The sequence below is a fragment of the Streptomyces sp. NBC_00234 genome, from assembly GCF_036195325.1.
Classification (GTDB): domain Bacteria; phylum Actinomycetota; class Actinomycetes; order Streptomycetales; family Streptomycetaceae; genus Streptomyces.
In genome coordinates this window covers 398,788-410,635 of the sequence record NZ_CP108101.1, presented here as the reverse complement: position 1 = coordinate 410,635, position 11,848 = coordinate 398,788, and the positions used below count along the sequence as shown (strand labels likewise).

Annotated in this window: 9 protein-coding genes; 3 read left to right on the top strand and 6 right to left on the bottom strand. The window is 69.9% G+C overall.

Annotated features, from left to right (window positions below; genetic code table 11):
* Positions 1-3: 3 nt before the first annotated feature.
* The 5 genes from OG230_RS01855 to OG230_RS01835 all read right to left on the bottom strand — a co-directional run bounded on the left by OG230_RS01855 (position 4) and on the right by OG230_RS01835 (position 5,718).
* Positions 4-1,791, bottom strand: a complete 1,788-nt coding sequence (locus OG230_RS01855) for a heparinase II/III domain-containing protein (RefSeq protein ID WP_328908360.1) — start codon at positions 1,789-1,791, stop codon at positions 4-6.
* Positions 1,779-2,543: an SDR family NAD(P)-dependent oxidoreductase gene (locus tag OG230_RS01850; protein ID WP_328908359.1), complete on the bottom strand. Its 765-nt coding sequence runs from the start codon at positions 2,541-2,543 to the stop codon at positions 1,779-1,781. Before OG230_RS01850 ends, OG230_RS01855 begins: the two co-directional genes overlap by 13 nt.
* Before the next feature lie 54 nt (positions 2,544-2,597).
* The gene (locus OG230_RS01845) at positions 2,598-3,488 is read right to left on the bottom strand and encodes a carbohydrate ABC transporter permease (protein ID WP_328908358.1); all 891 of its coding nucleotides are present in this window, start codon (positions 3,486-3,488) and stop codon (positions 2,598-2,600) included.
* On the bottom strand, positions 3,475-4,317 hold the full coding sequence (locus tag OG230_RS01840; RefSeq protein WP_328908357.1) for a carbohydrate ABC transporter permease: 843 nt from the start codon (positions 4,315-4,317) through the stop codon (positions 3,475-3,477). The genes OG230_RS01845 and OG230_RS01840 overlap by 14 nt, the downstream gene beginning before the upstream one ends.
* Positions 4,318-4,452: 135 nt before the next feature.
* Positions 4,453-5,718, bottom strand: coding sequence for an ABC transporter substrate-binding protein (locus tag OG230_RS01835; protein WP_328908356.1), 1,266 nt, complete (start codon positions 5,716-5,718; stop codon positions 4,453-4,455).
* A gap of 224 nt (positions 5,719-5,942) precedes the next feature.
* Between OG230_RS01835 and OG230_RS01830 the strand changes: the two genes are divergently transcribed.
* Positions 5,943-7,022, top strand: a complete 1,080-nt coding sequence (locus OG230_RS01830; RefSeq protein ID WP_328908355.1) for a LacI family DNA-binding transcriptional regulator — start codon at positions 5,943-5,945, stop codon at positions 7,020-7,022.
* Positions 7,023-7,117: 95 nt separating this feature from the next.
* Here the strand turns inward: OG230_RS01830 and OG230_RS01825 are convergent, their stop codons facing one another.
* Complete coding sequence (locus tag OG230_RS01825) at positions 7,118-8,992, bottom strand: serine hydrolase (RefSeq protein WP_328908354.1); 1,875 nt, start codon at positions 8,990-8,992, stop codon at positions 7,118-7,120.
* Positions 8,993-9,189: 197 nt separating this feature from the next.
* Here OG230_RS01825 and OG230_RS01820 point away from each other — a divergent pair, with 197 nt between their 5' ends.
* Together OG230_RS01820 and OG230_RS01815 are read left to right on the top strand one after the other, a co-directional pair.
* Positions 9,190-10,299: an NAD(P)H-dependent flavin oxidoreductase gene (locus tag OG230_RS01820; RefSeq protein WP_328911270.1), complete on the top strand. Its 1,110-nt coding sequence runs from the start codon at positions 9,190-9,192 to the stop codon at positions 10,297-10,299.
* A complete protein-coding gene (locus OG230_RS01815) occupies positions 10,296-11,846 on the top strand; it encodes an acyl-CoA synthetase (protein ID WP_328908353.1) in 1,551 nt (516 codons plus the stop codon). Before OG230_RS01820 ends, OG230_RS01815 begins: the two co-directional genes overlap by 4 nt.
* Positions 11,847-11,848 lie beyond the last annotated feature (2 nt).

The window sequence follows — 11,848 nt, the reverse complement described above, 5'->3', positions numbered from 1 at the left end:
GGGTCAGCCCTCCGTCCTGAATCGTGCCGCGGTGCCGTCCGCCAGCTGCACCGTCAGCTCCTCGCCGTCCAGCCGTACCGCGCTCACCGCCGGTCCCGCGGACGCCGCCTGGTAGACCGAGGCGAAGATGACCCGATCGGCGTCGGCGTTGAAGTCGACCCGGGTCCGCGTCCGCTGGGGGTCGTCGGCCGGTCCCGGGCCCGGTGCCGTCACCGGACGCACCGGCACGCCGCTCGTGTGCGTGTGCCAGCCGTGCAGGGTCTCCTCGCCGTACCAGGTGGTGCGCACCGGACCCTCGGCCTGTAGCTGGACATCCAGCGCGGTGCCGGGGCGCAGCTGCGCCGTGACACGGCGGGACTCCTGCCCCGTCACCGTCAGCAGGTCCACCAGATAGCAGCTACCGAGGGCGATGCGCCGGACCGCCCGCACCCCTTCGTACGCCGTTGTCACCTCGGCGGTCACCGAGCCGGCGTCCGAGGCGAGCAGCGTGCCCGTGCACTCGGCCTGTTCGGCGCCGTCCACCCGGAACGTCGGGTGGGCGAGGGTCGAGGCGTACAGATCTCGGAACTCCGCGTGCGCGTAGGGCACCTGGCCCGGATCGGGCTGCCACGGGGTGGTGTCCCCGTACAGGTACAGCGACAGCTTGTCCCGATGGCCGTGCGAGCCGCCGTGCGGACCGAAGTCCAGCAGGGCGTGGATGCCCGCGCCGCGCAGCACGCCGTATCCGGCCTGCGCGAACACCGTGACCGGGGCGGGGGACGGACGTCCGTCGCGGGGCGGGCCGGCGAACCAGCCGCCCAGCTCGCCGTCGAGCCCGTCGTCCGCCGCACCGAGCTCGGCACGGGCCCGTGCCGCCACCGCTTCCAGCGCCGGTGCGGGCACCAACTGCTGTGCGAGTGCCACCAGTTCCAGCCACTCCAGGGCCAGCGGGTCACGCAGATACGGCCCGTCGTGGAGCGCGGGCAGGATGCCGCCCGGCGTCGCGATCGTCGCCAGGACGTCCGTCATCCCGGCCAGCACGTCCACCACGTCGGACGGGATGTCCGCCGGGTCGGTGGAGCGCAGCGCGAGCAGCGCGGCCCGCAGTACGAACCCGTGGTAGTAGGTGCTGCCTTCCCACTCCCAGCCGTCCTCGGCCACCGCGACCCGCAGATGCGCGTACAGCCCGTGGTCGCCCTCCAGCCACCGCTCGCCGCCGTCCCAGTCCCGGCCGCGGACGGCCGAGGCCGCCCGGCTCGCCGCGACACCGGCCGCGTTGAGCCACGCGGTGTAGTTCGACGCGAGCTGGCCCTTACCGGTCAGCACGTCGCGGGCGTCCAGTGCCGCCCGCTCCAGCTCGTCCAGCAGCGGAAGGACCGCGTGCAGTTCGTCCGTGCCCTTCTCGGCGAGCGTGATCACCGTGTGCCCGATGTTCACCGCCCAGATGGCGTCGGTCAGTGCCTGGTGGAAGAGCCGGCCACGCAGCATCCAGGTCTGCGCCTCGCCGTGCCGTCCGGTGGCGAGTTCCGCGTACAGACCGGCGTACTCGACGAGCCGCGCGACCGTCTCCACGCGCTCGCCCCGGTGGGCGAGCACCCGGAGGTGCCGCGCCCACGCCTGGTGCGACAGCACCAGCCAGGCGCCGCGCACCGCCTCGTCGTCCACCCGGCAGCCGTGCGCGCACCGCGCACCGCCGTCCGGGAAGACCCCGGCGAGCAGGTCGCCGTGGTCGAGCTCCACCCCGTGCGCGGGGCAGACGTACGCGTGCCACCAGCCGCCGCGCTCGCGCGCGATCCGCCTCAACGCGGCCATACGCCACCGTCGATGTCGACCGTGGTGGCCGTGAGGAATCCGGACGCCGGCGAGGCCAGGTGGACGACCGCGGACGCGACGTCCTCGGGGGTGCCGGCCCGGCCGACCGGGATGCCGGCCTCCATGGACTGCTGTGCCTCGGGCGCCGTGAACGTGTCGTGGAAGGCGGTGCCCTTGATGAAGCCCGGAGCGACCGCGTTGACAGTGACGCCCGTGCCGGCCAGCTCCTTCGCGAGGCCCTTGGTGAAACCGCGGATGCCGGCCTTGGCGGCGGCGTACGCGACCGAGCCGGGGCCGCCGCCGTTGTGCGCGGCGAGCGAGGACATCGTGATGATGCGGCCGGCGGCCGACTTCGTGAGGTGGGGGAGCGCGGCCCGCACCGTACGGAAGGCCGAGGTCAGGTTGACGGAGACGACCTGCTCGAAGTGGTCGTCGCTCATCTCGGCGATCTTCGCGCGGCCGATCAGATGACCGGCGTTGCAGACGAGGACGTCCAGGCCGCCGAGGAAGCCGGCCGCCTCCTCGACGAGGCGGTCCACGTCGGAGGTCACCGTCACGTCGGCCTTGAACGCCTTCGCCCTGCGGCCCAGTGCCTCGATCGCGGAGACCGTCTGCGCGGCCTCGTCGGCGGAGGAGTGGTAGTGGACGGCGACATCGGCGCCGGCCTCGGCAAGGGCGACGGCGATGGCACGGCCGATGCCGTGGCCCGCCCCCGTCACCAGTGCGCGGGAGCCGTTGAGATCAGCAGACATGGGTGAAGCCCTTTCGATCATTAAATGTGCCGGTCGCAGGAGGACCGGCACCGGTCACTTGAGACCGGCGGTTGCGAAGCCCTGCACGAAGTAGCGCTGTCCGATGAGGAAGAGCAGCACCATCGGCAGGGTGGCCAGCGTGGTGCCGGCCATCAGGAAGTGCCATTGGGTGCCGTTCTCCGTCTTGAAGACGGAGAGCCCCACCTGGATCACCCGCAGACTGTCGGTGCGGGTCACCAGCAACGGCCAGAGGAAGTTGTTCCACGAGGACTCGAAGGTCAGCAGCGCCACCGTGGTGAGCGCGGGCTTGACCTGCGGCGTCATGATCCGGGCGTAGATGCGGAACTCGCCCAGCCCGTCGAGTCGCGCGGCTTCCTCCAGTTCCACCGGCAGGTCCAGATAGAACTGCCGGAAGAGGAAGACCGCGAACGGGGTGACCGCGCCCGGGATGATGAGCGCCCACCAGGTGTCCAGCCACCCGCTGCCGCCCTGGCCGAGGATGTCGTTCCCGCCGGCCAGCGGCATGAAGCGGACGATCAGGAACTCCGGCAGCACCTTGGTGTACGTCGGGATCATCAGCGCCGCGATGAAGAGGTAGAAGATCACCTCGCTGCCGCGGAACTTGATCCGTGCCAGCGCGTAACCCGCCATCGACGCCACGAGCACGTTGAGCACCGTGTGGCTGATCGCGATGATGAAGCTGTTGCGGGCGTACGTCGCGAACGGCGCCGCCTTCAGGGCGTCGAGATAGTTCCCGAACTCCCAGTGCTCCGGCAGCAGTCCGGCGTCCTGCGAGGCGATCTCCACCGGCGTCTTGAGCGAGGTGAGCACCATCCAGACGAACGGCACCACCATCAGCAGGGAGATCACGGAGAGCGTCACATAGAGCGCGATCCGTCCGATGGAGACGGGCTTGCGCCGTGCGTGGATCTCAGCTGTGGCCACGGGTGCCTCCCATGATCCGCCGGTTCACCAGGGTGAAGCCCATCAGCAGTACGAACAGCACCAGTGACTGCGCACAGGCGTACCCGACGCGGAACTCCCGGAAGGCGGACTTGTAGATCTCGTACGTCATCATCGTGGTGCTGTTGGCCGGGCCGCCGTCGGTGAGGATGTAGATCTGGTCGAACGACTGGAACGCGCTGATCATCGAGGTGATGAGCACGAAGAACGTGGCGGGCTTCAGCAGGGGCAGCGTGATCGAGAAGAACTGCCGCACCTTGGACGCGCCGTCCACGGACGCCGCTTCGTACAGTTCCTTCGGCAGGGACTGCAGCGCGGCCAGATAGATGAGCATCTTCATGCCGATGCCCTGCCAGACGCCGACCAGGATCACCGAGGGCATCGCCCAGGTGGTCGAGGAGAGCCAGGCGGGACCGTCGATGCCGAGGAACGACAACAGCGCGTTGAGCAGCCCGTTGCCGGGGTTGTAGATCCACAGCCAGACGAGGGCGATCGCGACGGTCGCCGTGACCTGCGGCAGGAACACCGCGGTACGGAAGATGCCGCGCGCCTTCAGGCCGGTGTGCAGGGCCAGTGCCAGCAGCAGTCCCAGCAGCATGCCGAACGGCACGGTGAAGAAGGTGTAGATGATGGTGTTGACGATGGACTTGCGGAAGACCGCGTCGTCCAGCATGTCCCGGAAGTTGTCCAGGCCCACGAACTGCGGCGCCGTCAGCACGTCGTACTTCGTGAAGGCCAGGGCCACCGAGGCCACGACCGGCAGACCGATCCACAGCGAGGCGTGCAGCAGCGCGGGCGCCACCATGAGCATGCCTGCCCGGCGCCTGCGCCGGCCCGGACCCATGGGGGTCCGGCCCGTGCGTTTCGGCGCCGCTTTCTCAGGGAGTGAAGGAGGCCGCGCGGGCCGTGCCTTCACCACGGATGTCGCTCCCACAGGTACGGGTCCTTACATCCGGCCGATCGCGGCCTCGGCGAGGCGGCCGAGCTCCGCGATGGCGTCCTTGGCCGACTGGTTGCCCACGATCGCGGGCTCCAGCGTCGGCTTGATCTTTTCGCGGATCTCCATCCAGGCCGCGGTGCCGCCCTCGGAGACGGCGTGCTCCAGGCTCTGCAGCGAGAGATCGACGAACTGGTTCTCCTTCACGTAGCCCGTGTCGTTGAGGTCCCGCAGGCCGGGGACCGAACCGCGCTGCTCGGCCGCACCGAGGATCGACTCGGGGGTCGCGAGGTACTCGACGAGCGCGAGGGCCGCCGCGGGGTGCTTGGAGCTTGCGGAGCGGGAGACGAGCGTGCCGCCCTGGAGCATCGCCGGCCGGCGGTTGGCGAGGATGAACGCACCCAGCTTGTCGCCCTCGATCAGCTCCGGGTTCTGCTCGGAGACCTGCTTCCAGAGGGCGCTGGTCGACATCATCATCGACGCCTTGCCGGTCTGGACGTTCGACGGCGAGCCGGCGTCCGTCTTCTTGGAGTAGTCGGCCGAACCGTCCTTGACCAGGTCCTTGAAGAACTGGAGCGCCTCGACCCCGCGGGAGTCGGTGAACAGCACCTTCTTGCCGTCCTCGCTGAACAGCTGACCGCCGTTGGCGAAGAGGAAGGTCTCCCAGCACTGGCGCAGGTCGATGGAGAACGGGTCGAAACCGACCCGGCCGTCCTTCGTCAGCTGCTTCGCGACCGCGCGCAGTTCGGCCCAGGTGGCCGGGGTCTTCTTGATGCCGGCCTCGGCGAAGTGGTCCTTGCGGTAGACCACGATGCGGGTGTCGAGGACGACGGGCAGGGCGTACAGCTTGCCGTCGTGCCGCGACGGGTCGAGCACCCGCTCCTCGTAGTCGTGCGCGGTGGCCAGCTTCTCCGGGAGCTCGGCGATCGCCTTCTTGGCGGCGAACGGGGGTATCCAGCCGACACCCATCATGAGCACGTCGGGCAGCAGCCCGCCCGCGAGGCCCGTGGTGATCTTCTCGTTGAGCTGGGCGTACGTGGTGTAGTCCACGTTCACCTTGACGTCCGGATACTTCTTCCGGAACCCGCCGAGGATCTTCTCCTCCAGCAGGGTCTTGCCGTCCGAGCCTTCGAAGATCGGGGTGAGCAGCGTGATCTCGCCCTCGGCCGGACCGTCGGCAGATCCGGACGTGGTGGAGCCGGTGCCGCAACCCGTGAGGGCGGCAGCGGTGCCGGCGCCGATGACAGCGAGCACCGATCGTCTGTTCAGTTCCATGGGACACCCCTTTTGAGGTGGAGGCAGTGGATCGATCCAGTCATGTCACCCCAGGTATGGCTGGGAAGCGCTGGTAAATCGATGCACTGATGCTAAGAACGCCGTGAGAGTGACGTCAACAGCTGATGCACAAGAATTTTCAGGGATGTTAACGGGTGTACCGGTGGAGTGAGTTCAGTAAATCGGTACACTAGAGTCGTAGTGCGTTCCGAACCGGAGGTGGCATGAGCGGGGTAACGATCCATCAGGTCGCGGCGGCGGCAGGGGTATCCGCCAGCACGGTCTCCAACGTCCTCAACGGGCGTACCGACCGTATGCAAGCGGCCACCCTGGCCCGCGTCGAACAGGCCATTGAACAGCTCAGCTACCGGCCGAACCGGGCGGCACGGATGCTGCGCACCGGCCGGATCAAGGTCATCGGTCTCATCGTGCCGTCCGTGGCGAACCCCTTCTGGGGCTCCCTCGCCCGCGAGCTGGAGGCGATCGCGCTCGCCGAGGGCTATCACGTGCTGCTCTGCAACAGTGAGCGCGACCCGGCCCGCGAGCTCAAGTACGGCGAGGAACTGCTCGCGGACGGGGTGAGCGGAGTGGTGCTCTGCTCCTCACTGCCCTCGCTCGACCACGTGGCGCCGCTGCTCAGCCGCGGCCTGAAGATGGTCGCCTTCGACCGCACGGCGCAGGCAGGGGACCCGCCGTCGCTGGCCAGCATCAGCGTGGACAACGCGATGGGCGCCGAGCTCGCCACGCGTCATCTCATCGAACTCGGCCATCGGAGGCTGGCGTTCGTCTCGGGTTCCGTCAACAGCGTCAACCGGCGCGAGCGCCTGCGCGGCTTCCGGGCGGCGCTGGAGTCGGCGGGTCTCGACCCGGCCGACGCGATCGTCTGGCCGGGCGCCGATACGACCGAGTTCGGTGACAAGGACGCCGCCGAGCTGGGACGCAGAGCCGCCCGGGAGCTCCTCTCCCGGCCCCGGCCACCCACCGCGTTCGTCGCGATCAACGACATGTGCGCGATCGGTATCTGCCGGGGCGCCAAGGACGCCGGGCGCACCGCCGGGCAGGACGTCTCGGTGGTGGGCTTCGACGACATCCTGCTCGCCGATCTCTTCGAACCGCCGCTCACCACGGTCCGCCAGCCGCTGACGGAGATGGCGGCGGAGACCTTCCAGCAGTTGCGCGCGCGGATCGACTCGGCGCCCGTGGCCGGACGTTCCCTGCTGATCCGCCCCCGCCTGGTGGTACGGGAGTCGACGGCGCCGGCACCGGTGACGGTACCGGCGCAGACGCCCGAGCCGGTGGCGTGAGGGCGCGGGCCCGCAGGCAGGGCCCGCATCCCCGTCGCCGGGCGGGGCCCGGTCGTGCCCCGCTCCCTGATCCGGCCTGATCCAAACGAAAGACCCTAGTCGGCCGACGCCGTCCATCCCACGGCTTCGATGCGCCGCGCGTCGCTCGGTCGCGCCTCGTTGAATAGCGTGCGCTCACCGTCCTCGACCCGGACGGAGTCCACGTACACACCGCGCCCCACGTACAGACGGTCCGTGGCGTACCGCCAGCGCAGCCGCACCTCCGTCCCGCGCCAGGACGCCAGGTCCGCGTCGAGCCGGTGCCAGACCCGGCCCGACCACCCGGAGACGGTGCCCGTCGGGTGCGGTTCGGGAGCCGATCCGTGCTCCCCGCCCAGGCCTTGCGTCGTGAACGGCACCGGCTGCCAGCTCGTCCCCGCGTCCGCCGACGCCTCCAGGTACAGCCCGTCGGAGCCGGGCTCGGTGTCCCACCACAGCGCGCAGCTCAGCCGGACCCGTTCCGAAACCGGCCGCAGCGCGGGCAGGGACAGCGTGGCGGTCGTGGTGCTCGCCATTCCCGAGAACCAGGCCGTGCGTCCCGCGGCGGGGGACACGGCGACGGCCCGCGCCATCTGGTTGGCGGTGGCCACCCGGGGCGCGCTTCCCGACCGCCAGCTGCGCACCGGGTGGACCGAGTTGCCGAGGACGATGAGGAAGGAGTCCGTCGTCGGGTCCAGGACCAGGCTGGTCCCCGTGAAGCCGGTGTGCCCCGCACTGCGCGGTGTGGCCATCGCGCCCATGTACCAGTGCTGGTAGAGCTCGAAGCCGAGACCGTGCTCGTCCCCCGGGAACGCGGTGTTGAAGTCGGTGAACAGCAGTTCCACCGAGTCCTCGGACAGGATGCGGGACCTGCCGTAGACGCCGCCGTTGAGGAGCGTACGGGCGAGGATCGCCAGGTCCCAGGCGCAGGAGAAGACGCCCGCGTGACCCGCGATCCCGTCGAGGCTGAACGCGTTCTCGTCGTGGACCTCGCCCCATACGAGTCCGCGGTCCAGACCGGACCAGGGCAGCCTGGCGTCCTCGGTAGCGGCGATCTTCGGCTTCCAGGAGGCGGGCGGGTTGTACCGGGTGCGGTGCATCCCGAGCGGAGCGGTGATCTCCTCGCGGAGCAGGACGTCCTGGGTGCGGCCGGTGAGCTTCTCCAGGACCAGCTGGAGCGAGATCAGGTTGAGGTCGGAGTAGAGGTACGCGGTACCCGGCGCACTGGCCGGTACCTCCTTCCACAGCAGCTGGAGCTTTCCTTCCCGGGTCGGCTCCTTGTAGAGCGGGATCCAGGCGCGGAAGCCCGAGGTGTGCGTGAGCAGCTGACGGATCGTGACGTCCTGTTTGCCGCCGCCCGCGAAGTCGGGAAGGTACGAGGCGACGGTCGCCTCCAGCTCCAGCGCGCCCCGCTCGATCTGCTGCACCGCCAGGATCGAGGTGAACAGCTTCGAGACCGACGCCAGGTCGAAGACGGTGTCCTCGGCCATCGGGATCTGCTGGTCCGCCGGGAACTCCACCCCGCTGTCGGTCTTCTCGTCGTACGCGGCGTAGCGCACCGCCTTGCCGATCGGACGGTGCAGCGCCACCGTCCCGCCCCGTCCGGCGAGCAGCACCGCGCCCGCGTACCAGGGGTGCTTGGGGGAGTCGGCGAGGTAGGTCTCGGCATCGGCGACGAGCTGGTCCAGCGGTTCCTGCAGCAGTCCGGCGCGCGCGGCGGAACCGCGTCGCAGCGTGGGGTACCCCGAACCTGATCCCATGCCCGTACCGGCCTCCGCCCGTGGGTCCGACGCCAGTACGCCGGACGCTCCCGCGTTCCGCTGCGCGCCGACCGCCGTCCCCGCGAAGGGGATCGGGGCGAGGGCGAGCGCGCCGCCCAGTGCCAGTATCCCGCCGCCCAGCCTCCTGCGGCTGATTCCCGCGTCCGTCGCTTCCCTCGCGTCCTCGGTCATCCGGAACCCCTCTCCCACCCTGTAGATGCACCTGCGTGAAAGTAACTTTCTCAATCTCGTCCGGCAGTGAAACTTCCTGCCGCCGCAGAGATTACTGTCACCTCCGGCGCCCCGTACGCCCCTGGCGGAACAAAGAATCTGACATGGCGTCAGAAAAGCTCTTCCCTCGCCCGCTCCGCTGCGGCATCCTGCCGCCCATGGAGACGGAGCTGAGCAGGAATCTGGGGATCGAGCACGCCATCTTCGGCTTCACGCCGTTCCCCGCAGTGGCCGCGGCCATCAGCAGAGCGGGCGGACTCGGTGTACTCGGAGCGGTGCGTTACACCGCCCCCGACGACCTGGCGCGCGACCTCGACTGGATGACGGCCCATGTGGACGGCAAGCCGTACGGCCTCGACGTCGTCATGCCGGCCAAGAAGGTGGAGGGGGTGACGGAGGCCGATGTCGAGGCGATGATCCCGGAGGGGCACCGCCGGTTCGTCCAGGAGACCCTGGCCAAACACGGGGTACCCGAACTGGCCGAGGGCGAGGCGTCGGGGTGGCGCATCACCGGCTGGATGGAGGAAGTGGCCCGCAACCAGCTCGACGTGGCGTTCGACTACCCGATCAAACTCCTCGCCAACGCCCTCGGCTCCCCGCCCGCCGACGTCATCGCCCGCGCCCACGCGCACGACATCCTGGTAGCCGCTCTCGCCGGGAGCGCCAAGCACGCCCGGCGCCACGCCGAGGCGGGCATCGACATCGTCGTCGCCCAGGGATACGAAGCGGGCGGCCACACCGGCGAGATCGCCTCCATGGTGCTGGTCCCCGAGGTCGTCGATGCCGTCGGCCCCCTTCCCGTGCTCGCCGCGGGGGGCATCGGCGGCGGCGAACAGATCGCCGCCGGACTCGCCCTCGGCGCCCAGGGCGTCTGGCTCGGCTCCCTCTGGCTCACCACCGAGGAAGCCGACCTCCACTCCCGCGCACTGACCCGGAAGCTCCTCGAAGCGGGCTCCGGCGACACCGTCCGCTCCCGCGCGCTGACCGGGAAGCCCGCGCGTCAGCTGCGCACCGAATGGACCGATGCCTGGGACGACCAGGCGGGACCCGGCACCCTGCCCATGCCGCTCCAGGGCCTCCTCGTCGCGGACGCCGTGTCGAGAATCCAGAAGTACGAGGTCGGGTCCCTGCTCGGCACACCGGTCGGCCAGATCGTCGGATCGATGAACACCGAACGGAGTGTGCAGGCGGTTTTCGACGACCTGACCCGCGGCTTCGAACGCGCCGTGGACCGCATCAACCGCATCGCAGGACGGAGCGACCGGTGAACCAGCCACCCAACGGCTTCTGGGCCCAGGCCACCGCCGATCCGGACCGTACGGTCCTCGTCGCACCCGACGGCGAGGAATGGACGGCGGGCCGGCTGCACGCCGCGGCCAACCGTATGGTCCACGGACTGCGCGCCGCGGGCATGCGCCGGGGCGACGCGTTCGCCGTCGTCCTGCCCAACGGCGCCGAGTTCTTCGCCGCCTACCTGGCCGCCACCCAGGCCGGCTTCTACCTCGTCCCGGTCAACCACCACCTCGTCGGCCCGGAGATCGCCTGGATCGTCTCCGACTCCGGCGCGAAGGTGCTGATCGCCCACGAGCGCTTCGCCGAGGCCGCCACCGCCGCGGCCGACGAGGCGCGACTCCCCGCGAGCCACCGCTTCGCCGTCGGCGGGGCGGAAGGATTCCGCCCGTACGAGGAACTGCTCGACGGACAGCCGGACAGTCCGCCCGGGGACCGCACCCTGGGCTGGGTCATGAACTACACCTCGGGCACCACGGGCCGGCCGCGCGGGATCCGCAGGCCGCTGTCCGGCAGGCTCCCCGAGGAGAGTCACCTCGGCGGTTTCCTCGGAATCTTCGGCATCAGGCCCTTCGACGGCAACGTCCACCTGGTCTGCTCGCCGCTCTACCACACGGCCGTACTCCAGTTCGCGGGCGCTTCCCTGCACATCGGCCACCCGCTCGTCCTGATGGACAAGTGGGCCCCGGAAGAGATGCTGCGGGCCATCGACGTACACCGCTGTACCCACACCCACATGGTCCCGACCCAGTTCCACCGCCTGCTCGCGCTTCCCACCGAGGTGAGGGAGCGGTACGACGTGTCGGCCATGCGGCACGCCATCCACGGGGCCGCCCCCTGCCCGGACCACGTAAAGCGCGCCATGATCGACTGGTGGGGACGGTGCGTGGAGGAGTACTACGCGGCGAGCGAGGGCGGCGGCGCGTTCGCCACGGCGGACGAGTGGCTGAAGAAGCCCGGCACCGTGGGAAGGGCCTGGCCCATCAGCGAACTCGCCGTCTTCGACGACGAGGGCAACCGCCTCGCGGCCGGTGAACTCGGCACCGTGTACATGAAGATGAGCACGGGCGGCTTCAGCTACCACAAGGACGAGAGCAAGACGGCGAAGAACCGCATCGGCGACTTCTTCACCGTGGGGGACCTCGGCATCCTCGACGAGGACGGCTACCTCTTCCTCCGCGACCGCAAGATCGACATGATCATTTCGGGCGGCGTCAACATCTACCCGGCCGAGATCGAGGCCGCCCTCCTCACCCACCCCGCGGTCGCCGACGCGGCGGCCTTCGGCATCCCGCACGCCGACTGGGGCGAGGAGGTCAAGGCGGTCGTCGAACCGGCCGAGGGACGGGAGCCCGGCGACGGACTCGCCGCCGAGATCCTCGGCCACTGCGCGGAACGGCTCGCCGGGTACAAGCGCCCCAAGAGCGTCGACTTCGTCGCCGCGATGCCCCGCGACCCCAACGGCAAGCTCTACAAGCGTCGCCTGCGCGAGCCGTACTGGGAGGGACACACCCGCGCGATGTGACC

Coding starts and splice junctions, on each gene's coding strand:
- OG230_RS01855 (WP_328908360.1), bottom strand. CDS start 1,791: ATGGCCGCGTTGAGGCGGATCGCGCGCGAGCGCGGCGGCTGGTGGCAC.
- OG230_RS01850 (WP_328908359.1), bottom strand. CDS start 2,543: ATGTCTGCTGATCTCAACGGCTCCCGCGCACTGGTGACGGGGGCGGGC.
- OG230_RS01840 (WP_328908357.1), bottom strand. CDS start 4,317: ATGCTCATGGTGGCGCCCGCGCTGCTGCACGCCTCGCTGTGGATCGGT.
- OG230_RS01835 (WP_328908356.1), bottom strand. CDS start 5,718: ATGGAACTGAACAGACGATCGGTGCTCGCTGTCATCGGCGCCGGCACC.
- OG230_RS01830 (WP_328908355.1), top strand. CDS start 5,943: ATGAGCGGGGTAACGATCCATCAGGTCGCGGCGGCGGCAGGGGTATCC.
- OG230_RS01825 (WP_328908354.1), bottom strand. CDS start 8,992: ATGACCGAGGACGCGAGGGAAGCGACGGACGCGGGAATCAGCCGCAGG.
- OG230_RS01820 (WP_328911270.1), top strand. CDS start 9,190: ATGGAGACGGAGCTGAGCAGGAATCTGGGGATCGAGCACGCCATCTTC.